A 20,826-nucleotide genomic window follows, 5' to 3' on the forward strand; every position below is an offset into this window, starting at 1 on the left:
CGACGTCATCTGGGCGCTGCTGCGTGATGGCCGGGAGTTTCATCGCTCACCACAGCTCACGGCCCAGGCGGCTTGACACGATCATTGAGACTCCTAGGGAAGTCGGCTGCCAGCTAAGACCGGTCGCGATGGTGTTTCGTGACACCGACGGCATGCCGCGCACAGCCGTGAACCACTTCGGGGGCATGGTGCGCGGCAACGTGTTGCTCGTCGTCAACGTGGCGTTGCGGCCTCACCCCGCACTAGGCGGGCCTGGAGCGGCTGCAGGAGAAGTACGGGGCAGGAGCCGGGCACCTCCGAGGAGATCGCCACGTTCTGCTCGACGACGTACGGGGTGTCGTTCCCCCTGTTCGAGAAGATCGACGTCAACGGGCCCGACGCGCACCCGATCTACCAGCAGCTGACGCAGCAGCCTGACGCCTCAAGTCGGGTGTTCGGCGGTACCTCGGTATGAATCCTCACTCGGCAAGGGAACTGCTGGCGGCGTTCGGCAAGGTGCGGCGGATGAGGCTGTCGGGGAACGTCGTGAAGTGCTTCAGCCGACCAGGTCCGCGCGGGTGCGGACCTCCCACCGCTGGATCTCGTGGCGGAGCACGACTTCCGGAGTGATCCTCAGGTGGAACTCGTCGGCGAGGTTGCCCGCGAGGAACCTCGTGCAGTTGGCCCAGTCGCCGGTCACCTCGAGCCGGCGGACTCCGTGGCTCTCGGCGAGGTCGTGCAGGTCGGCTGGGTCGTGTTCGCTTTCGGTCGTCACGATGCGGCCGTCGGGTGCCGAGGTGCAGGTGACCACCACGTACGGGTAGAGCATGGGGATGATCTCGTCGCTCGACCAGACGCCTGCCACGCCCCGCAGGGCGCTGAGGTAGTTCGCAGTCTGGCGCAGATTCCAGCCGTGGGTGTCGATCAGGCCGTGGCCCAGCATGCGCAGGTACGGGCCGGAGGGCGGGACCAGTGGTTCGTCGCCGCACGACCACGGCGCTGTGAAGGTGAGCATCGGGTAGCGGTCGTGGTAGCCGAGACGGACCAGCGTTTCGTAGCGGCCGTCGCCGAGCTGCGACCTTCCCGTCGCGAGCACCTCGGTGAGGTCGAGGTCCGGGTCGGTGCCGGGGATGCGATACATCTCCTGGGCGCACACGTCGGAGAACTGCTGCCTCGTGATCAGGTACGCGCGCACGTGCGCTCGGGTTGGCAGTTCACGGTCGAAGAACGCGCGGCCGCCCCGCCACACCGGGGACTCGGTGGCGAAGTAGACGCCTCCCTCGATCTCGAAGCCTTTCGCCTGTCTCGGCGGTGTCCTGTCGCGGCATCCCGGGCAGCTCTTCCTGCCGCCCGCCGGGATGCCGCCCTCCACGTAGCAGGCGAACCGGTCCGCGTGCATGTTTGACCCGTAGCTCACGTACCAGACGAGGTCCATGGCGATCACTCTTCTGAATCGTAGGATTGTTCAACAAAACATTGTGGGATTGTTGAACAGCGGTGGGAATCCTGCGATCCGGGGACATACCGAAGCCGAATCGGTCGGCGGCGGGGAGTGAACACCGCCTCGAAGTCCATTGTGGACACGCGCAACGGCTGCCGGCACCACGACGCACACAAGTGGGTCCGGACCGAGGTCAGAAAGACGCCGTGTACGTCGAACTGCTGGCCTCGCACGTCCGGCCGCGCGGGCTGGAACCCTGGTACGACCGCGACATCGCGCCTACAAGCCGATCTTCCCCTGCGGCTGCGCGCCGACGACTTCACGCGGCCGTCGGGCGTGTTGCCAAACCATCTGCGACATGACCCTAACTGGACCAAGAACTACCGGACCAGGGATCGAGCTCGAGAACCCGGGGCTCTCGTACGTCGTTACCTACTTAGCAAACGATACCGTATCGTTTGCTAAGTGACTGACACCGTACTCGTCGTCGGCGCCGGCCCCACCGGTCTGGCGCTAGCCATCCACTTAGCCATGCACGACGTTCCCGCCCGCGTCATCGACTCCGCTGACGGTCCTGCCACCACGTCCCGAGCGCTCGGTCTGCAGCCGAGGGGTGTGGAAGTGATGGAAAGGATCGGTGCGCTCGGCGACTTGCCGGAACGCTCACGGTCGTTGCTGAACATGTACTACAACCGCGGGCCGCACGCCGTGCTGCGGCTGCGGGTGGGCGAGGCCGCGGCCGCCATGGAGAAACAGGCGTTGCTGATCTCGCAAGCCGAGGTGGAAGGCGCGTTGCGGAATCGGTTCGAGGAGTTCGGCGGCAAGGTCGAGTGGTCGACACGGCTGGTCGCGGCGCGCCAGACCGCCGAGGGTGTGAGCGCGGTGGTCCGCGTGGCGGGCGGCGATGAGCAGCAACTGGAGGCCGGCTGGCTGGTGGGCTGCGACGGCGCGCACAGTGCGGTGCGCAAGATCGCCGGGATCGGATTCCCTGGCCGCCAACTCATCGAGCGGCTGCTGATGGTCGACGTGCGCGCGCAGTGGCCGTACGACCCGAACGGCAGCACCACCTGGATGGACACCGGCCGCATGTTGTCGGTGACCGCGCTGCCGGACGATGTGTGGCGGGTGTTCGTCGAGCCTCCGCCCGGAGTGCCCGACAGCCTGTCCGAACCCGAGATCGTCGACCGGGTGCTCGGCGAGTTGGCGCGGCGCAGCGGGATGGACGTCGGAACCGTCACCGACGTGCGGTGGGCCTCGGAGTTCCGGCTTCACCGCCGGCTCGCCGAGACTTACCGTCGCGGGCGGATGCTGATCGCCGGGGACGCCGCGCACGTCCAGAGCCCTACCGGCGGGCAGGGCCAGAACACCGGCCTGGGTGATGCGGAGAACCTCGGCTGGAAACTGGTGCTGGTCGCCCGTGGACAGGCCGACCAGCGACTGTTGGACACCTACGAGGGCGAGCGCCGCCCGCTGGCCCGCAGCGTGCTGGCCGCGACCAGCGCCGCGGTGGACATCATGCTGCCGAACACGAGGTGGAAGCGGCTCGTGCGCGACTGGCTGGTCATGCCCGCCGTTCGCCTGCAGGCTGTCCAGCGCCGCCTGTGGCGTGCCGCGTCCCAGCTGGACATCAGCTACCGCGGCGGGCCGCTGGCCATCGCATCGCACCGGCGGACCAAGGGACCGGTGCCTGGTGATCGGGTGCCGGACACCACGTGCAGACGCCTCGACGGCAGTCAGGTCACGCTCCACGCCGCGATATCCGGCTCGTGGGTCGTCCTCGCTCACGACCAGCACGAGGCCACCCGGCACGCTGAGGCCGCCGCCGCACTGCTCGGTGCCGACCTCGTCACTCCGCTCGTGTCGGAGCAGCCGAACGTCATGCTCATCCGCCCCGACGGGCACCTGGCTTGGCATGGCCACCCCGCACCGGAGAAGCTGTCGGCATGGTTGAACCACGTGCTGTGGCCCGCGTAGACCGCGGCGGCCGCCCGCGCGACCCCGGCAACGACGCCGCGATCCTCGACGCCGCGCTCGACCTGCTGATCGAACGCGGCGCCGACAGCGCCAGCATCGAGGCGATCGCCCGGCGCGCGGGCGTGGCCAAGGTGACCGTCTACCGGCGGTGGCAGTCCAAACAGGACCTTCTGATGGCCGCGCTGGAACACGCCAGGAACACCAACGCGGACACCGGCACGACGGGAGACTCCATCGAGGCGGTGGTCGAGTCCACCGCCGAGTTGTTGAGCCGCCCCCGGTTCCGCGCGCTGATCGCCCGTGTCATCGGCGCCTCGGTGGACCACCCGGAACTGGTGCACGCCTACGCCACCCGCTACCTGCAGCCACGGCTGGACGCCCTGACCGTGGTCGCTCAGCGTGCCATCGACGACGGCCGTTTCCCGCCGGGCACCACCGCGACGATGATCCAGGACATCCTGTTCAGCTCGATCGGCCTCGTGCTCCTGGACAAGGCGGATAACACCACCGCGGAGCACATCGCCACCCGCCTTCGGAACCTGCTGCGTCAGATGGGATACCGGTCCCCCGCCGACTGATCGGAGATCGGGCAACGGCTCAGTTGCCTGCGTCACAACAGGTGGAAGTTGACACCGGTGTCATCGAATAGCTTCGCGTCGTCCCGGAAATGACGGCGCGAGGAGCGAACGATCATGAGCAAAGCGTTGGGGTACAAGGCGTTCGGCGGTGCCGAAATGCAGGAGTTCTTCGAGCGGCCGGATCTCGTGCCCGACCCTGCCGAGGTCCTCATCAGGGTCGCGGCGGCCGGGGTCAACCCGCTCGACCACAAGCTGCGGTCCGGCCACGGCACCGCCCTGAACGGCCACGTGCCGTTCCCCCAGGTCCTCGGCATGGAGGCGGCCGGCACGGTTCTCGCCGTCGGTGACGACGTGACCGGGCTGAGCGTCGGCGACCGGGTCACCGGGTTCGCGCTGACCGGTGCGGGCACGTACGCGGAGACCACGGTGCTGCTCGGCGAGTCCACGGCCCGCATTCCCGACGCGCTGACGGACGTCTGGGCGGCGACCATCCCCGTCGCCGGCACCACCGCGCTGGACGTGCTCGACCAGCTCGACCTGCCCGCCGGCGCATCGCTGCTGGTGAACGGGATCGGCGGCGGCGTGGGCATCGCGCTGGCCCAGCTCGCGCGGGATCGGGGGCTGGTCGTGACCGGCACGGCCAGTGCGGCCAAAAGAGATCTCGTCACGGCGACCCGTGCGACCTTCGTCGACTACACCGACGGCGACGTGGTGCGCCGGCTCCGCGCACTCGCTCCGGACGGCTTTGCAGCTGTCGCCGACACCGTCGGTGGCGAGTCCTTGCGTGCCGTGGCGCCGCTGGCGACGGCGATCGTCTCCGTCGGGGACCCGGCCGTGACCGAGCTGGGTGGCGAGATGGTGCGCCGTCGTGTCGACCGGGCGAACCTCGAGCGCGTGGCCGAGCTGATGACCGCCGGTCGGCTGGATCCGCACATCACGGGGACGTACCCGCTCGCACGCGCGGACGAGGCTCTGGCGCTCGTCGAGTCGGGCCACACCTCGGGCAAGCTCGTCATCGACCTGAGCCTCTGACCTGGGCTCAGGCGGTGCCGATCCGGTGGCGGTACCGGGTGTTGAGCTCGATCAGCTCGTCGAGGGCGGACCTCGCCTCGACGAGCCGGCCGATGTCGGCGGTCAGCCGGTCGCGTTCCCCGCGCATCGTGGTGAAGGCGTCCTCGGCGATCTCACCGTCGTCGCTGTCGACGCAGGGCAGCAGCCGGGCGATCACCTTGCTGTTCAGTCCCGCGTCGAACAGCCGCCGGATCATCTCGACCCGCGCGACCTCCGTCGCCGCGTAGTGCCGCTGCCCGCCGGTCGACCGCGTGCTGTGCATCAGCCCCTGCTGCTCGTAGTACCGCAGCGAGCGGGCGCTGACCCCGGTCAGCCGGGCCAGTTCACCGATCTTCATCGTCGCGGTGGCTGAAGTCGTGGTCACGGAAACCAGCCTACGGCCCGTTGGACACGGTCAGCCGGGACCGGTACCGGCCGGCCCACGACACGCTCAGGCGATGAGTCGACGGTTCGTCTTGTCGTTGCTGGTCATGGGAATGCTCAGCGGATGCGTCAGCCCTGGGTCGGGAACGCCTGCGCCGCAACAGGAATCCATGACGGTGGCGACGTCCACCGTGCCGTTGAACGTGATCGTGCTGGAGGTCACGGGCACGGCCGTCATCTCGTCGCTGACGTTGGTCGTCGACGGGAGCTCCAGCGAGGAGAACTCGGTGAAGCTCCCGTGGCGCAGGAGTTTCGACTTCCCGGCCGGCGGCCACGAGTGGAAGCTGGTGCTGCGCTACAGCGAAGGCGACGTGCTGGCGACGAGCACGGCGAACGGGCGGCTGCTGACGCAGGCCGGGGGCAGCAGCTCGCCCGGCAGCGACAGTTCCACCGAGCTGTCGGGCAGCATCTCGGGTTGAAGCTAGCGCGGCCAGCGTTCGTGTTGGTCGTCGATGCGGAACTCGTGCGCGTGCCGGTACACGCCGCCGGCCAGCACGGCGTCGTGCAGGTGGTCGTGGGCGGAGTCGAGGTCGCAGTGTTCGTGTTCGACGACCGCGGGGTCGTGGCGCGGCCACAGTCGAAGCGCGGTCAGGGCACCAGCAGCCGCGAGAGCGCTGAGGACGAGGAACGCGGTGGTCGTGTTCGCCGCGGTCGCGACCCAGCCGGCCAGCGGGTAGCAGAGCAGCCAGCAGGCGTGCGACAGCGCGAAGTCGGCGGCGAACAGTGCGGGACGGTCTTCGGAGTGCGCGGATCGGCGCAGCAGCCGGGCGCCCGGTGTCAGCGCGAAGGAACACCCGGCGCCGATCACGGCCCAGAGCAGCAGGAGCGTGGGCCAGTGCTCGCCTGGCAGCGAGGTTGACGCTGCGCCGACTAAGAGTGCGGCCACCAGCGCCGTCACCGCGCGCAGCACCACGGCGCGGTCGGAGACACGGTCCAGGAGCTTGGGCAACAACAATGCTGCGGCCAAGGAGCCGATGCCGTTGAACGCGAGCGCGATGGCGACGTCGGAGGCGCTGCGGCCGAGCACGTCGCGGACGTAGGCGACGGTGTTCACGAGCACCATCGAACCGGCTGCGGCGGCGGCCAGGTGCACGGCCAGCAGGCCGCGCAGCCTGGGTGTGGCGAGATAGATGCGGATGCCTCGAGTGGTTGCGGCGTAAAGGCTTTCTTTGCGGCGCAACGGTTTCGGACGAGGGATGACGGCTGAGGTCACGAGCAGGGCGGACGCGGCGAAGCCCAGGGAGGTGCCGAGAAACAGGTTGGTGGAGCTCATCAGCACTAGCAACGCGGCGGCCAGTGCCGGGCTGAGCAGGCTTTCGAGGTCGTAGGCCATCCGCGAGAGAGTGACGGCGCGGGTGTACTCGCGCTCGTCCGGCAGCACGTCGGGGATCGTCGCCTGGAAGATCGGGGTGAACGCCGCCGACGCCGCTTGCAGCACGAAGATCAGCACGTAGATCTGCCACACCTCGTGCACCCACGGCAACGCCAGCGCGACTCCCGCGCGCACCAGGTCGAGCGTCACGAGCACTGCCCGTCGCGGTAGGGCGCCGAACAGTGCGGCCGCGATGGGGGCGACGCTGACGTACGCGACCATCTTGATCGCCAAGGCGGTGCCGAGCACGGCTCCCGCGTCTGCGCCGGCGAGGTCGTAGGCCAGCAGGCCCAGCGCGACGGTCGCCAGACCGGTGCCCGTGAGGGCTACGACGTGTGCGCCGAACAGGTGGCGATACGTGCGGTTGCGCAGGACGGCGAGCATGCGTGGCACTATATGTGCTCATGTACGCACGCGACGACGTTGCAACAACGGATGACTGGCAACAGCTACCTTCTGGCGCTCACGTCGAGGCGGCCGTCGACGGGTTCCGGATGCTTGCCGATCCGACGCGTTTTCGCATGTTGTGGCTGCTCTGCGGGGGCGAGTACGACGTCACGACGCTGGCCGCGGAGGTCGGGATCGCGCGGCCGGCGGTGTCGCAGCATCTCGCGAAACTTCGCCTGACCGGACTGGTCACCGTGCGCCGCGAAGGCCGGCGGCAGCTCTACCGGGCGCGGGGCGGGCACGTGCGGCGGCTGTTGTTCGAAGCCTTCAACGCCGCCGACCATCACCTCACCGGCAAGCCCGACCACGACTGACTCAGTAGCGGACGCGGTCCGTTGCGCAGGCCACGAGAAGCACCATCGTGACGCCTGCGAGCACGTGATCGCCGCTGAGCGCGCACATGCACGCCAGCGCGAACCACAGCAGCAGCCTCATGAACTGAGGTTAGGGACTGTGTGACGGCGAGCACAGTCGATTTAGCCAACGCTTGAGGTTGTGGGCCCAAACCTCTGATGGGGACTACCTCTTGCGACCGACTGCCGCGAGTCCGGCAAGCCGCTCCGGATGTTCGTCGACGTCCTCGACCGACACGGGACGCCACAGCGGCAGGAACACCACTCCCGGATCGACGAGTTCGAAGCCCGTGAACAGGTCGGCGACCGCGGACTTGGACCGCATGGTCATCGGGGTCGGGGTGCGCCGGTAGAGGTCGCGGTGCGACTCGGCCTTGTCCGGCTGGCCTTCCTGGCTCGCATGGGAGAGAACGAGGAAGCTGCCGGGCACGATCGCGTCGCGGTAGCTGGCGATGATGGCGGCCGGACCGTCGCTCTCGGACACGAAGTGCAGCACCGCGACCATCATCACGGCGATCGGTTCGTCGAAGTTCAGCAGCGAGCGCACGTCGGGACTGCCGAGCACCTGCTCGGGCCGGCGAAGGTCTGCCTGAACGACCGCGGTCTGCGGGTCGGAGCCGAGAATGTTCTTGCTGTAGGCGGCCGCGATGGGGTCGCTGTCCACGTAGACGACCCGCGCGTCGGAGGCCGCCTGCCGAGCCACCTCGTGCACGTTGCCCACCGTCGGGATGCCCGACCCGAGGTCGAGGAACTGCCGCACCCCCGCGTCGATGCAGAACCGCACGGCGCGGCGCAGGAACGCCCGGTTGGCCTGCATGATCATGGGCAGCTCGGGCCACAGGGAGATCGCCTGCTCGGCCATCTCCCGATCCACCGCGAAGTTGTGGGCACCACCGAGGTAGTAGTCGTACACCCTCGCGGCGCTGGGACGCGTCAGGTCGATGTCCGTCGCCGGCACAGCTGATTCCTGCGTCACGCTCGCCTCACCGTTCGTCGTCCGACCGCGGATCTGTCGTGGCGAACCTACCTCGTGCCCGGCGCACACGACCGACGCTGCCACCCGAGGCGGTAGACCGTGGCGGTGTAGGCGTCGGTCGAGTCCATCGCCATGAAACTCGTCGTCGTCTTCGGATCCGACGTGCCGACGCTGACCCGCAGCTCGGTGTTGATGTTGAGGTTCCTGCGCTCGCACGACTGGTGGACGATGGGCAGGTCCTCGTCCGTCGCCTGCCAGTCGTCGCTCACCGGGCCCTGCCAGGTGTGGCTCCTGAACGCCGGCTGCGCCATGCCCTGGAAGTAGTAGTTGGCTCGTTCTGTTCCGGTGGCACCGCTTTCGAGCTGCACGAAGCCGCGGTAGTCGACACGGCTGATGCCGTAGGTGTAGCCCTGCGGCGCGTTCACCCGGAGGGTGAGCTGGCAGTTCTTCCGGGAGTCCGTCGGCCTGGAACCGACACCGACCAGGGCCACGTAGTCGCTGTAGACCATGTGGAAGGCGGTGTTGTCCGGTGTCATCGTCACCGCGACCGTGCCCTGGGGGCAGCCGGACCCGTTGACGGTGACGACGTCGATGGTGACCGCTCCGGGCGGCGGGACGTCGGGTTGTGGAAGGAGGAGGGTGGACATCGCCAGGGCAGCGGCGGCAACAGTGTTGGCCATTGGACTTACCCAACTCGGTGACGGAGGCGCAAGCGCTTCCGATCGTCTTGCGGTTGCCTGACGATCCGCCGGCGCCCCGTCCTGACCAGCTACGAGCAGGTGTTGCGCAGGATGAGCGAGCGGTACTGCGGTGGCCATGTGGGGCCCAACCAGTCCGCGACCATCCAGGTGTCATGACCCAGGGCGCTGGTCGCAACGGCGCGTCCCCCGGACGTGCTGGTCAGCTCCGGGGGCATCGGCTGCTCGGTCCAGGTCCGGCCGTCCCACCGGTCAACACGGGGCCGATAGCCCGCCGCGTCGTTGGCGTTGGCGAGCAGCCACAGGTTTCCGCGGTGGTCGGCGGCGAGCTGCAGGAGGTAGCGGTGCTCGCTGCTTCCCAGCGGCGGGGTCGCGATGACCGCCCACGTACGGCCGTTCCAGTGCTCGAGCGTGTACTGCTCCTGATAGTCGACGTACTTCACGGCCAGCAACCAGCCGGTGTCCCGCCGGGCCGCCGCGATGTCCGTGGCGGAGTCCAGCGACCCGTCCGGGCTCGGCGCGAAGGTCCACGTCCGGCCGTTCCAGTGTTCGAGCAGCATCCGGTGCACAGGGACGTCAGGTCCGGAGGGATCCGGCCGGTTGGCCCAGCCCGCCACCCACACGTCGTCCGGCCCGGTGCCGGAGATCGAGGTCACGCTCGCCTGTCGTGTGCCCGGCGGCAGAGGTAGGGCAACCCGTTGCCACGCCGCGTGGGTCCGGTGCAGCAGCACCGGGCGGCCGTAGCCTTCGGGCGTGGTCGTCGTGCCCACCACCCACACGTCGTGTGACGAGGTGGCGAGCAGCGACCCGATACCCGTCAGCGGCGGCTCGGCCGGCAGGGACTCCACCGTCCACGTCCCGCCGGTGACTCGCAGCAGCATCGGCGCGGACCGGCTGCCGGAGTCGTCGGTGTAGCGGAATCCTGAGGCCCACACGTCGTCCGGACCGGCCGCGGTCAACTGCTCGATTCCGCCGTGCAGGCCCTCTGGCCGTCCGGCAACGGCCTGCCACTCACGTCCGTTCCAGCGCTGCACCACCGGGAACGCCACCGGATCAGCCGTGTACGACCAGCCGCCGACCCAGGCACGTCCCTCACCCCAGGTCGTCACCGACTGGTACATGGTCCCGTTCGCGGTCAGGGGCGCGGCCGCAGCGAACCCGGTGCACCTCGACGTCGTCGAAGTGGCCGCGCGCGTCGCCGCCGGCAGTGCGATCACCATGAGCAACGTTGTCGCGTACGTCATCGACACTCTGCGTTTCATCGACCTCGCCTCTTTCCTATTAGCGGTGGAATAAAGCCCACCTGGCGTGGTCCTTACTCGCACGGGTGGCCGGTCCGGTTGCCTCTTTCGCCGAATTTCCAGGCTCTGTGGAATGAATACTCACAACAACGACAAATCTGTAACACCGCACTCGGCGCGGCGACATATCAAGACCGAAACACCCTCGACCATGCGCAAATGGGGGACTCCAATGCGTGTTCCACGATTCACGCGCCATCACGCGGCAGTTCTGGCGGCCACCGTTGCGCTCGCGACAGGCCCGGTGACCGCCACGCCCGCGCCGCCGGTCCTCTGCGGCGACACCGTCACCTCCGACATCACGCTCTCCGCCGACCTCCACTGCCCAGGCCCAGGTCTCATCGTCAAGGCCGGCAACGTCGTCCTGAACCTCAACGGCCACAGCATCACGGGATCCGGCACCGGCAGTGGCATCTCCGTCACCGGGCAGTCAGGCGTCCGCATTCAGAACGGCAAGATCTCGAAGTTCGACTACGGAGTGTTCTTCGCGGAGTCGGCCGACAGCGAACTGGCCGATCTGACCATCGCCGACAACGTCAGCCGGAACGTGCTGACCGTGGACCGCAGCACCAACATCAAGCTGACCAACGACAAGATTCGTCGCGGGCGAGTGGGAATCAACACGACCGCGGGACTGACCGTCAGCAACAGCGAATTCACCCAGGCGCCGATTGACTTCTCGCTCACCAGCCGGTCGCCGGTGATTTCCGGCTCGAAATTCGTCGACAGTGACATTTTCTACTCGCAGAACGCGAACAACGGCTCCCTGACCGCAAGCACCCTCATCAGATCAGGGGTGGGCCTGCGCGAGGCGGACGGCTTGACGGTGTCCGGCAACGTGTTCAACCAGGGATACATCAGAGTGTTGAACGGATGCCGCGACACCACCATCACCGACAACCGTTTCAGCAACGGAGATCGCGCGGTCTTCGTCCAGCAGGCGACCTCGTCGGCCAACCTGCGCATCACCGGGAACAGGTTCACCGGCAACCAGATCGGAGTGGACGCGTCCGACCTGTCCGTCGGCATGGAGAACGGGATCACGATCTCCGAGAACACCTTCACCGACAACGCGGTCGCCGGGATTCTCCTCGAGTCCCCGTCGTACAACAGCGTCTACTGGGCGCGGATCGCAAAGAACACGCTGACGTCGAACGGTAAGAGGTCCGGCGGGCGGGTCGACAGCGCGGGACGCCCGATCAACGATGGCATCCACGTGAACGTTCCGGCAGGCAGCCCGGTGGAGATCACCGGAAACATCACCAGGAGAAACGCCGACTACGGCATCGAAGCGGTCCCGGGCTCGGTGACGGACGGCGGCGGGAACACCTCGTCCGGCAACCCCTCGGGCTGTCTCGGCGTCACGTGCACGTAGCGGCAACCGGCCGTACAAGGCCAGAAGGTGGCAGCACTGCTCCCCCGCGGCGCCGCCACCTTCTCCCCCTGCCGTGGATCCCCCTCATCCACACGGCAGAGCTTGCCAGGGTGAACCTGAAAGGACGCTGAACGATCCTGAAACGGATTTCAGGACTCGATCACGTGCGATGCGGCACCCTGCTCACATGCGCGTGCTCGTGGTGGAAGACGATCCCCGCCTCGCCGGCCTGCTCACCCGCGGCCTGACCGCCGAGGGGTTCGCCGTCGACGTGGAGCGCACCGGGACGGACGGGCTGTGGCGGGCGCGGGAGCACCCGTACGACGTGATCGTCCTGGACATCATGTTGCCCGGCCTCAACGGTTACCGGGTCTGCCAGGAACTGCGCGACGCGGGCGTGTGGACGCCGATTCTCATGCTCACGGCGAAGGACGGCGAGTTCGACGAGGCCGAGGGGCTCGACACCGGCGCGGACGACTACCTGACCAAGCCGTTCTCGTACGTGGTGCTCGTGGCCCGGCTCAGGGCGCTGGCCCGGCGGTCGCGCACCGCCCAGCCGGTGCTGCTGCGGGCCGGCGATCTGGTGCTCGATCCGGTCAGCAGGGAGTGCCACCGGGGCACGACGCGGATCGACCTGAAGGCGAAGGAGTTCTCGGTGCTGAACTTCCTGCTCCGGCACGCGGGCGAGGTCGTCACCAAGTCGGAGATCATCGACGGGGTGTGGGACTCGGCGCACGACCCCGACCCCAACCTCGTCGAGGTCTACATCAGCGCGCTTCGCCGCAAGATCGACACCCCGTTCGACCGGCGGAGCATCACCACGGTGCGCGGCGTCGGCTACCGGTTGGTGGACCGATGAAATCCTTGCAGGTCAAGGTCACCGTTCTGGCCACGGTGGTCACCGCGCTGATGATCGGCCTCGCCGGGACGCTGATGCTGGAGTCGCAACGCCAGCAGATCATCTCGCAGACCGCGGACAGCTCGCGCCTGCACTTCGTGTGTTCCAACCAAAGATGCGTCCAGGTCCAGACGAACGGCCAGGCGGCGGCCGTCCCGCCGGGGACGTTCGTCTGGTACGAGAGCACCGAGGTGCGGCCGGTCTTGTCGCTGTGGCCGTTCACCGATGTCGACAAGACCCCGTACGAGCGCATCGGACAATGGCAGGGAGACAACGGCGAGATTGGGCAGTCCGCCGCCTCCCTTGCCCAGATGCGCCTGAACAACGCGACGCTGACCCTGCTCGCCGTGCTCATCTCGATCACCGCGCTGGTGTCGGTCACCGTGCTGGCGGCCGTCAGCCGGGTGCTGCGGCCGGTGGAGGCGATGCGGGCCGAGGTGGCCGAGATCAACGAGCACAACCTCACCCGGCGGGTCCCGGTGCCGTCCTCCGACAACGAGATCGCTCGGCTGGGCGCCACGCTGAACGAGACGCTCGACCGGATGCACCGCGCCGTCGAGGACACCCGCAGGTTCGTCGGGGACGCCTCGCACGAGCTGCGCAGCCCGCTGGCCGCGCTGCGGGCCGAACTGGAGATCGCGCTGTCGCACCCCGGGCTGACGGACTGGCCCACCGTCGTCAAGGCGGCGCTGGAAGACACCGAACGACTGCAGGAGCTGACCACGGACCTGTTGCTGCTGGCCAGGTTGGACGCCGACGCACTGGACAAACAGGACACCGTCGACCTCACCGCCGTGGTGCGGCGGGAGGTCTCCCGCCGGGGGATGGTCACCCTGGAAGCCGACGACCACGTGCTCGTTCCCGGGCGGCGCGCGCAGCTGTCCCGGCTGCTCGGCAACCTGCTGGACAACGCCGAACGCCACGCCGGCACTGCGGTGGTCGTACGCCTGCGCGGCGGCCCTTCCGCGACGATCGAGGTCATCGACGACGGTCCCGGCATCCCCGAGGCGGACCGGGAACGCGTCTTCGACCGGTTCACCCGGCTCGACGAGGCCCGCACGCGCGCTGCAGGCGGCGCCGGCCTCGGGCTCGCGATCGCCCGTCGCATCGCCACCCGGCACCAGGGCACGCTCAAGGCCACCGACGCCGCCGGGTTCCACGGAATCCGTTTCGTGGCAACAATTCCGACCGGCATCCCGCAGCCGAGGCAAGCCTCCGTCATCCCGCACCAGCGCGTGGGCGACGAGGTGTGGCAGTTCCTCAACGGCACGATCACCTCGACACACGGCCACATCCCCGAACCACGCCCGGCTCCCGAGCCGGAGCTGGAATGGGCTCTCATCTTCGGCGAGCACCCGCCTGCGTTTGCGTCCGGCGGCGCCTGTTGCCAGAGTTCGTGGTCATGAACGAGGTTCTGCAGCACAGGATCGAGACGACATTCGCCCACTACGACGTCAACGGCAACGGCGTCATCGAGCTCGCGGACCTCTACGCGCTGGCCAACCGGCTGCTGCGGGCGTTCGGTGAGCCCGCGTCGTCGGAACGGGGCCGGGAGCTCGTCGAGACCTCCGACAGGTTCTGGGAGACGCTGCTCGAGCACTGCGACACCGATCGCGACGGGCGGATCACCCTGGACGAGTACCGCGCGGCGATGCTGGCGGTGTTCGTGGACGTCGACGAGTTCGACGACATGTTCCTCGAGGTCTCCGAGTCGTTGCTGGCGCTCGCCGACACCAACGGTGACGGCAGGGTCGAGGCTGCCGAGTTCCAGGTCCTGCTGGCGGCCCGCGGGCTGTCCGAGGCGGAGGCCAGGACCGCGTTCGCGCACGTGGACACCGACGGCGACGGCTCGATCAGCCTGCAGGAGTACGTGGACGCGGTGCACGACTACTACACGAACCCGGCCGAGGGCACGCCGGGCAGCTGGCTGTACCCGCGGTTGATGGAACTCGCGAACTGATGCCGGTCAACGGCGAACTGCTGGAACGGTTTCTCGCCGTCGACACGACGGCGATCTGCGACGCCGACCGGACCACGAGGGTCGTGGACAGCGCGATCCGCGCCCGGTCCGCGACCACTCGCGTCTTTGGTCCCGCGTTCACGGTCCGGTGCCGGGAGGACTTCCTGGCGGTGCTGCGCGCGGTCGAGACGGCCGAGCCCGGCGACGTGATCGTGGTCGACGGAGGTGGACGGGAGACCGCGCTCGGCGGCGAGATGTTCGCGCGAGGGGCGTTGGCGCGGTCGTTGGGTGGTGTCGTCGTCGACGGCGGCTACCGCGACATGGCGTACGTCTCGACGTGTGCGCTTCCCGTTTACAGCCGGTTCGTCACGCCGCGGGCGGGCACGGCGTCGCAACTCGGGGAACTGCAGGTTCCGGTGACGTGTGGCGGCGTCGTGGTGAACCCCGGCGACCTGGTGCTCGCCGACGACGAAGGCCTTGTCGTGCTGGACCCGGGGCGGGCAGCGTCCGTGCTCGACGCCGCGCTGGCGGTCAAGAACACCGAGCACCAGGTGATCGAACTGCTGGCCGGCGGAGGAACCTTGAGCGACGCGTTCAACGTCGCCGAGCACGTCGAGGCTCTCGAGCGCGGCGAGCCCTCTGCGTTGCGCCCCAGGGTCACGCGCTGACCCGGCTCCGCGGGACGACCAGGACGACCGACAGCACCACCGTCAGCCCCAGCAAGATCGCGTTCAGCCACTGGTCGCGCGGCTCGTACACGTGCAGCATCGTCAGGTGGTAGTAGAAGTGCAGCACGTTGAACACGAGCAGCGCGGCGCCCGTCGCCTGGACGACCGCCGCGTTCCTGGCGTTCGCCAGCGCCAGGAGGATCAGGACGGTGATCCCCAGGTAGAACGCGCCCACGTCCTTGATCAGGTGCTCGTTGAACGGGCCGAGCTGCGGCAGCCACCGCAGCCCCAGCCCCGGGAAGTTCTCGTAGAAGGACCCTGTCGCGAAGTAGGCGAAGACGCCCACGTACGCCGACGTGACCGCGAGGAAAGCCAGGCTGATCCGGTCGAGTAGCAGCTTCATGCCCTGTGGACGAGAACGCGCGCCGATTCGTGACGGCGCCTGAGGTAGTACCGGGCGACCGTGATCGTGGCCGCCAGGAACACGACCTGCATCAGCGTGCGCGGCACCAGCTGGTCGTCCCACGGCACCGGGCCGCTCAACGCCTTGTGCACGTTCGCCGGGAACATCGCGACGAGCATCGCGGTGAGCCCCAGCGCCGACCAGCCCGCGGTCCGCGACCACAGCAGCGCCGCAGCGCCGAGCAGTTCCAGCACACCGGTCACCGTGACCAGCAGGCCCGGCGCCGGCAGGAACGGCGGCACCATCGCGATCAACTCCTCGCGCAGGCCGACGAAGTGCGCTCCCCCGGTCAGCACGAACATGACCGCGAGCCCGCCGCGCAACGCGACCGGCAGCGGCTTGAGCCTCCGCACCCCGAACGCCCCTGCCAGCAGCAAGAGCGACGTCACGACCACCAGCGCAATCAGCGGAGCCATCTCCGCACCCCCTTGACTTGTCACCGACAAGATTGCGGGTGGCGGCCCATCTTGTCAACGGTAAGATGCGCTGGTGCCTCCCTATCACCACGGCGACCTGCGCCGGGCCGTCCTCGCCGCCGCCGTCGACGCGATCACCGAGCACGGCGCCGCCGGGGTGAGCCTGCGCGACCTGGCCCGCCGGGTCGGCGTCTCGCACGCGGGTCCCGTGCACCACTTCAAGGACAAGGCCGGTCTGCTCACGGCCCTGGCCGCCGAGGGCTTCGCGCTGCTGGCCGACGCCCTCATCTCGACCCGTGAGCAGACGGACTCGTTCGTCGAGCTCGGCGTGACCTACGTGCGCTTCGCCCTGCGGCACCGCGCGCATTTCGAGGTGATGTTCCGGCCGGACCTGCACCACATCGACGACCCGAACCTGGCCGACGCGCGGGACCGGGCCGGTGCGGCGCTGGCGGGTGGCGTCGAGGCGCTCGGCGAGCAGCGGACCGGCGACCAGCGGACGGCGGGCGTGGCGGCGTGGTCGATCGTGCACGGGTTCGCGACGTTGTGGAACACCGGGAACCTGGACGCCGGCGACGATCCGGAGGAACTGGCGCGCCGGGTGGCGGCGATGCTCTTCGGGGCCGACTGACACCCGCTGTCGTCAGCGATGAGGCAGCGAGTCCACGATGTCCTGAACGCGCTGGGCATCGGCCGTGCGTTGCTGGGACTGGTAGATCGCCAGCGCTTCTTCCCACACGGCGACGGCTTCGTCGTGCTGTCCCAGCGCGAGGTGCGGGTGCCCGAGTCGTTCCAGCGTTCCGGCGGCCTCGTAGGTGTAGCCGAGGTCGCGAACAGGGCCAGGGCCCGCCGGTAGTGGTCGACGGCCTGGGCGTGGTCGCCGACACCGAGCCCACGGCCTTGTCCAGCGCGGCCAGTTCGCCTTGCCTGCCGACGAACTCGCCCGGTGGCGCGGCACCGGTGCGGTGGCCGCGGGCACCCCGATCGCGGCCGCCAGCAGTCCGTCGCGTTCCTCCGGCGACAACCTCAGCGCGTCGGCCAGGCGCTTCACCGTCGCCACGCCGGCGTTGGCGTGGTCCGCGGTCTCGAGCCTGCGGATGGTGCGCACCGACACGCCGGAGTGTTCTTCCAGCTGCTCCTGCGTCATTCCCCCGCGCAACCGCAGCTGACGCAACAGCTCGCTGAACCGGCTCGTCACGTGTTCCTCCGTTACCTGAGTGTGAGTGAACGTGAGTCCACTGTGTTCAGGCAGCCGACGCGTCGCCGCGTCGGCTTTGACCCACACCAGTCGGTGCGGGTCTTCCCGTGGCGGTACCCGTTGCCCGCGCGGTGCAGGTCTTACGTGGGTTTCCAGCGGGCTCGTTTACCGTCGCCCCGCAACTCGGGGAGGACGTCTCGCATCGCACGAGCGAGGCGAGGTTACGCGCGGCGTTGAGATCCCGGTCCAGGACCAGACCACACGCTTCGCAGCAGTACACACGTTCGGACAGGCGCAGCTTGGCTTTCACCGCACCACAGCCCGAACACGTCTTGGAACTGGGATACCACCGGTCGGCGACATGCACACGCACACCCGACCAGCTCGCCTTGTACTCGATCTGACGGCGCAGCTCGGCCATGCCGACGCCAGCGATGTGCCGGGCCAACCGGCGGTTTCGGGTCATGCCCGCCACGTTGAGATCTTCGATCACCACCGTGGATACGCACCAGCCGGGTAGTGAGCTTGTGCAGCCCGTCCCGGCGGGCGTTCGTGACAGCGGTGTGCAGCCTCACGATGCGGGCCTGGGTCTTGCGCCACCGGGCGGATGGTCGCCGGCGGGTGCGCCGATCCGGGCTGACACGGCGCGCGGCCTGGCGTTGCAGGCGCCGCAGCTCCCGCAGGACGGTCTCCAGGTGTCGCGGGTTCGTGATGGTCTCGCCGGTCGACAGCACGGCCAGGGACTTCACGCCCAGATCGACACCCACCGCGCTCTCAGACCGTGTGGGCGCGGGATCATCGCGGGTGATCTCCACGGACAACGACACGAACCAGCGGCCACGCCGATGCGAGACGGTGGCCGAGCGGATGCGGGCCGTGCCGCGCTCGACATGCCGGGCCAGCTTCCGGGTCGACTCGTGCGTGCGCACCAGACCGATCCGGGGCAGCTTCACATGTCGGCGGTCGCCGGCAAGGCCGAACGCGCCAGTGGTGAACCGGCACGACAGGCTGGACCGCTTGCCCTTGAACCTGGGGAACCCGAGCCTGCCACTTAGGCGCTTGCCACGCTTGGAGTCCGCCCAGTTGCCCAGCGCGGTCGCCAGGTTCGCGACGCCAGACGAATAGGCTTCCTTGGAGTTCTCGGTCCACCACGGGGCGATCTCGTCCTTGGTCTGGTTCCAGGTCTTGCGCAGGCTGTAGGCCGACCACGACACAGGCGGCGTGAGCTGATCGTCCGCGAGGTCGTAGGAGCGTTCCGCGTTACGTTGCGCCAGGTTCGCCTTCACCAGCGCCAAACCCCAGTTGTAGGCGTAGCGCTGCCCACCGCAGTGCGACCGCAGCACGTCGCCCTGTCCGGGGGTGGGGTCCAGGGCGAACTGGTACGCCTGAAGCACTGTGCTCATCCGGCAGCCTCGCCGGGGTCGTGCCTGGTCGCGGTGACCGCCCGCATAGCGCGGTTGCGTGCGCCACGCCGCCCGTGCAGGCGGGCGCACATGCTGGTCAGCACCTCGACCATGTCCCGCACCAGATCGTCGGTGCTCTCCGAGGTGTCGACCACCACTATCGGCGTCCGGTCGCGGCGAGCGCGGCCGTCAGGTGCTCGACACCGAACCGGGCCAGCCGGTCCCGGTGCTCCACCACGATCGTCTGGACCTCGGGATCACGCAGCAGCCGGGCCAGCTCGGCGCGTCGCCCGTTCGTGGCTGACACTGGTCATGCGAGGACACCCCTGACATACACAACGACGCGGCCCTCCGGGTTGCCCGGCAGATCGACGATGATCGTCCCGGACGGCAACCGACGAGCGGGGTACGAGCATCCGGTCTCCCAGAACCACCGGTACGCGGTCTGGGGTATACCCCGAACGACCGTGCCCACTCAGCCAGCTTCACCCACTCATCGGAACACACGTTCGATCACACATGCTCACAAACCGCCGAACAGCTCCTCACCCCCTGCCGGGACTCTGCTCATCGGCAGGGCGGCTGGAACGGAACATCAACTCTGTCCGGTCACCGCCACCGGCGGACCCGCCACGGCCGATCGGAGAACAGGGCGTACGGCGAGCACGGCGAGGACAACAATCGTCAGCCAGACGAAGGTGTCGAACTCGTGCAGCCGCGTCACGAACACCAGGAACACGGCGGCGAACGCAGGCCACGCGTTGCCCCGCACGGCGAGGTACACGAGGACCGGCACGCACCACACCCAGTGGTGCACCCAGGACACCGGCGAGGCCAGCAGCCCGGCGGCCGCGATGGCGAACAGCGCGACGAGGTCGTCGCGCGCCTGCCGGGCCACGACCACCGCGGCGGCCACGACGGCGGCGGCGAGCACCGCCCACAGCAGCGTTTCGGTGCCCTGCTGGAGACCCAGGTCCCGGACCAGGCCCTTGAGCGACTGGTTCGTCGACAGCGAGATGTCGCCGATCCGGTCCGGGTTCAGCAGCGAGTGGAACCAGTACTGCGCGGAGTCCTTCCACGCGACGAGGAAGCCCAGCAGAACCAGTCCCGCGAACGTGACCATGGACGTGATCGCGGCGCGCCACTCGCGTTTGACGAGGAAGTAGAGCACGAAGATCGCGGGCGTCAGCTTGATCGCCGCCGCGATGCCGACGAGAACGCCACGCCAGCGAGGGTCCTTCACCAGCAGGCAGTCGACCACGACCATGGTCAGCAGGAAGAGGTTGACCTGGCCGTAGCCGAACGTCATCCACACCGGGTCGAGCGTCAGCGCGCCGATCGCCGCGACCGGTCCGGCGCTCCAGCGCAGACCGGGACGCACCTTGCCCGCCACCGCCACGCACACCGCTGTGAGGGCGAGGAAGCCCGCCGCGACAACGATCGGGTTCTGCAACGCCTGCGGCACCGCGCTCAGCCCGCTGAACAACACGGCGGCGATCGGCGGGTAGGTGAACGGGAGGTCCGGGTCGATCGGCGGGCCGGTGAAACCGACGTACAGCGAGGTGCCATCCAGCCAGGCGAGGCCACCGAGGCGGTACACGTCGAGGTCGATCGGGTAGTGACCGGACCATTCGGCCAGCAGCCAGATCACAGCCGCCACCCAGAGGACACCGGCGGCCTGACGGGCGCGCGCGCCTTCCGCCATACGAAGCAATCTGTGCGGAACTTCAGGTGCATTCCGCATTGTTGAAAGGAGCGACACCGTTTCGAAATTATCCAGACCTTCGCCTGGCCACCTTGCTGAACAACCGGAAGAACTTCCGGCAGAAGTC

The 20,826-nt window shown here is 68.5% G+C and carries 21 protein-coding genes and 3 pseudogenes; 12 read left to right on the forward strand and 12 right to left on the reverse strand.

Annotated elements, in window-relative coordinates:
- Positions 1 to 152 precede the first annotated feature (152 nt).
- Positions 153 to 421: pseudogene (locus ABZ345_RS26715) on the forward strand (hypothetical protein); the annotation flags it as partial.
- 114 nt (positions 422 to 535) lie between these two features.
- Here ABZ345_RS26715 and ABZ345_RS26720 read toward each other — a convergent pair.
- Positions 536 to 1,423: a hypothetical protein gene (locus ABZ345_RS26720; protein WP_359854164.1), complete on the reverse strand. Its 888-nt coding sequence runs from the start codon at positions 1,421 to 1,423 to the stop codon at positions 536 to 538.
- A 462-nt stretch (positions 1,424 to 1,885) separates the two neighbouring features.
- On the opposite strand from ABZ345_RS26720, the gene ABZ345_RS26725 reads away from it, so the two are divergent.
- The 3 genes from ABZ345_RS26725 (at position 1,886) to ABZ345_RS26735 (ending at position 5,004) form a co-directional block, all read left to right on the forward strand.
- Positions 1,886 to 3,394: an FAD-dependent monooxygenase gene (locus ABZ345_RS26725; RefSeq protein ID WP_359854166.1), complete on the forward strand. Its 1,509-nt coding sequence runs from the start codon at positions 1,886 to 1,888 to the stop codon at positions 3,392 to 3,394.
- The gene (locus ABZ345_RS26730) at positions 3,364 to 3,972 is read left to right on the forward strand and encodes a TetR/AcrR family transcriptional regulator (RefSeq protein ID WP_359854169.1); all 609 of its coding nucleotides are present in this window, start codon (positions 3,364 to 3,366) and stop codon (positions 3,970 to 3,972) included. The genes ABZ345_RS26725 and ABZ345_RS26730 overlap by 31 nt, the downstream gene beginning before the upstream one ends.
- Before the next feature lie 114 nt (positions 3,973 to 4,086).
- On the forward strand, positions 4,087 to 5,004 hold the full coding sequence (locus tag ABZ345_RS26735) for an NADP-dependent oxidoreductase (protein WP_359854172.1): 918 nt from the start codon (positions 4,087 to 4,089) through the stop codon (positions 5,002 to 5,004).
- A 7-nt stretch (positions 5,005 to 5,011) separates the two neighbouring features.
- Here ABZ345_RS26735 and ABZ345_RS26740 read toward each other — a convergent pair whose 3' ends face one another.
- Positions 5,012 to 5,407, reverse strand: a complete 396-nt coding sequence (locus ABZ345_RS26740) for a MerR family transcriptional regulator (protein WP_359854175.1) — start codon at positions 5,405 to 5,407, stop codon at positions 5,012 to 5,014.
- Positions 5,408 to 5,480: 73 nt separating this feature from the next.
- On the opposite strand from ABZ345_RS26740, the gene ABZ345_RS26745 reads away from it, so the two are divergent.
- The gene (locus tag ABZ345_RS26745) at positions 5,481 to 5,885 is read left to right on the forward strand and encodes a hypothetical protein (protein WP_359854177.1); all 405 of its coding nucleotides are present in this window, start codon (positions 5,481 to 5,483) and stop codon (positions 5,883 to 5,885) included.
- 2 nt (positions 5,886 to 5,887) lie between these two features.
- Here ABZ345_RS26745 and ABZ345_RS26750 read toward each other — a convergent pair whose 3' ends face one another.
- Positions 5,888 to 7,222, reverse strand: a complete 1,335-nt coding sequence (locus tag ABZ345_RS26750; RefSeq protein WP_359854179.1) for an MFS transporter — start codon at positions 7,220 to 7,222, stop codon at positions 5,888 to 5,890.
- Between the two features lie 20 nt (positions 7,223 to 7,242).
- On the opposite strand from ABZ345_RS26750, the gene ABZ345_RS26755 reads away from it, so the two are divergent.
- Positions 7,243 to 7,599 carry a metalloregulator ArsR/SmtB family transcription factor gene (locus ABZ345_RS26755; RefSeq protein WP_359854182.1) on the forward strand — a complete coding sequence of 119 codons (357 nt, stop codon included), beginning with the start codon at positions 7,243 to 7,245 and terminating at the stop codon, positions 7,597 to 7,599.
- Positions 7,600 to 7,804: 205 nt separating this feature from the next.
- On the opposite strand, the gene ABZ345_RS26760 is transcribed toward ABZ345_RS26755, so the two are convergent.
- The 3 genes from ABZ345_RS26760 to ABZ345_RS26770 all read right to left on the reverse strand — a co-directional run bounded on the left by ABZ345_RS26760 (position 7,805) and on the right by ABZ345_RS26770 (position 10,574).
- Positions 7,805 to 8,614: an SAM-dependent methyltransferase gene (locus ABZ345_RS26760; protein WP_359854184.1), complete on the reverse strand. Its 810-nt coding sequence runs from the start codon at positions 8,612 to 8,614 to the stop codon at positions 7,805 to 7,807.
- A gap of 47 nt (positions 8,615 to 8,661) precedes the next feature.
- On the reverse strand, positions 8,662 to 9,294 hold the full coding sequence (locus ABZ345_RS26765; protein WP_359854187.1) for a DUF4360 domain-containing protein: 633 nt from the start codon (positions 9,292 to 9,294) through the stop codon (positions 8,662 to 8,664).
- An 89-nt stretch (positions 9,295 to 9,383) separates the two neighbouring features.
- Positions 9,384 to 10,574 (reverse strand): hypothetical protein, encoded by a 1,191-nt coding sequence (locus ABZ345_RS26770; RefSeq protein WP_359854190.1) that lies wholly within the window; start codon positions 10,572 to 10,574, stop codon positions 9,384 to 9,386.
- Between the two features lie 211 nt (positions 10,575 to 10,785).
- Between ABZ345_RS26770 and ABZ345_RS26775 the strand changes: the two genes are divergently transcribed.
- The 5 genes from ABZ345_RS26775 to ABZ345_RS26795 all read left to right on the forward strand — a co-directional run bounded on the left by ABZ345_RS26775 (position 10,786) and on the right by ABZ345_RS26795 (position 15,514).
- On the forward strand, positions 10,786 to 11,988 hold the full coding sequence (locus tag ABZ345_RS26775) for a right-handed parallel beta-helix repeat-containing protein (protein ID WP_359854193.1): 1,203 nt from the start codon (positions 10,786 to 10,788) through the stop codon (positions 11,986 to 11,988).
- A gap of 187 nt (positions 11,989 to 12,175) precedes the next feature.
- A complete protein-coding gene (locus tag ABZ345_RS26780) occupies positions 12,176 to 12,847 on the forward strand; it encodes a response regulator transcription factor (RefSeq protein WP_359854196.1) in 672 nt (223 codons plus the stop codon).
- On the forward strand, positions 12,844 to 14,292 hold the full coding sequence (locus tag ABZ345_RS26785; protein ID WP_359854199.1) for a HAMP domain-containing sensor histidine kinase: 1,449 nt from the start codon (positions 12,844 to 12,846) through the stop codon (positions 14,290 to 14,292). The genes ABZ345_RS26780 and ABZ345_RS26785 overlap by 4 nt, the downstream gene beginning before the upstream one ends.
- Positions 14,289 to 14,846, forward strand: coding sequence for an EF-hand domain-containing protein (locus ABZ345_RS26790; RefSeq protein WP_359854202.1), 558 nt, complete (start codon positions 14,289 to 14,291; stop codon positions 14,844 to 14,846). Before ABZ345_RS26785 ends, ABZ345_RS26790 begins: the two co-directional genes overlap by 4 nt.
- Complete coding sequence (locus ABZ345_RS26795; RefSeq protein ID WP_359854205.1) at positions 14,846 to 15,514, forward strand: RraA family protein; 669 nt, start codon at positions 14,846 to 14,848, stop codon at positions 15,512 to 15,514. Before ABZ345_RS26790 ends, ABZ345_RS26795 begins: the two co-directional genes overlap by 1 nt.
- Here ABZ345_RS26795 and ABZ345_RS26800 read toward each other — a convergent pair.
- Entirely contained in the window at positions 15,504 to 15,917 is a 414-nt protein-coding gene (locus tag ABZ345_RS26800) for a hypothetical protein (RefSeq protein WP_359854207.1), read from the reverse strand. The two genes, ABZ345_RS26795 and ABZ345_RS26800, sit on opposite strands and share 11 nt — an antisense overlap.
- Positions 15,914 to 16,393: a hypothetical protein gene (locus ABZ345_RS26805; protein ID WP_359854210.1), complete on the reverse strand. Its 480-nt coding sequence runs from the start codon at positions 16,391 to 16,393 to the stop codon at positions 15,914 to 15,916. Before ABZ345_RS26805 ends, ABZ345_RS26800 begins: the two co-directional genes overlap by 4 nt.
- A 73-nt stretch (positions 16,394 to 16,466) precedes the next feature.
- On the opposite strand from ABZ345_RS26805, the gene ABZ345_RS26810 reads away from it, so the two are divergent.
- Complete coding sequence (locus tag ABZ345_RS26810) at positions 16,467 to 17,024, forward strand: TetR/AcrR family transcriptional regulator (RefSeq protein WP_359854213.1); 558 nt, start codon at positions 16,467 to 16,469, stop codon at positions 17,022 to 17,024.
- Between the two features lie 12 nt (positions 17,025 to 17,036).
- Here the strand turns inward: ABZ345_RS26810 and ABZ345_RS26815 are convergent, their stop codons facing one another.
- From ABZ345_RS26815 to ABZ345_RS26830, 4 genes and pseudogenes are all read right to left on the reverse strand, one after another.
- The gene (locus ABZ345_RS26815) at positions 17,037 to 17,591 is read right to left on the reverse strand and encodes a helix-turn-helix transcriptional regulator (RefSeq protein WP_359854216.1); all 555 of its coding nucleotides are present in this window, start codon (positions 17,589 to 17,591) and stop codon (positions 17,037 to 17,039) included.
- A gap of 46 nt (positions 17,592 to 17,637) precedes the next feature.
- Positions 17,638 to 18,994, reverse strand: a pseudogene (gene tnpB, locus ABZ345_RS26820) (IS607 family element RNA-guided endonuclease TnpB).
- Positions 18,991 to 19,289: pseudogene (locus ABZ345_RS26825) on the reverse strand (recombinase family protein); the annotation flags it as partial. The pseudogenes ABZ345_RS26825 and tnpB, both read right to left, overlap by 4 nt.
- Before the next feature lie 300 nt (positions 19,290 to 19,589).
- Positions 19,590 to 20,699 (reverse strand): glycosyltransferase 87 family protein, encoded by a 1,110-nt coding sequence (locus ABZ345_RS26830; protein ID WP_359854219.1) that lies wholly within the window; start codon positions 20,697 to 20,699, stop codon positions 19,590 to 19,592.
- Positions 20,700 to 20,826: the final 127 nt, after the last annotated feature.

It is taken from the genome of Lentzea sp. NPDC005914 (genome assembly GCF_040629405.1).
Taxonomy (GTDB): domain Bacteria; phylum Actinomycetota; class Actinomycetes; order Mycobacteriales; family Pseudonocardiaceae; genus Lentzea.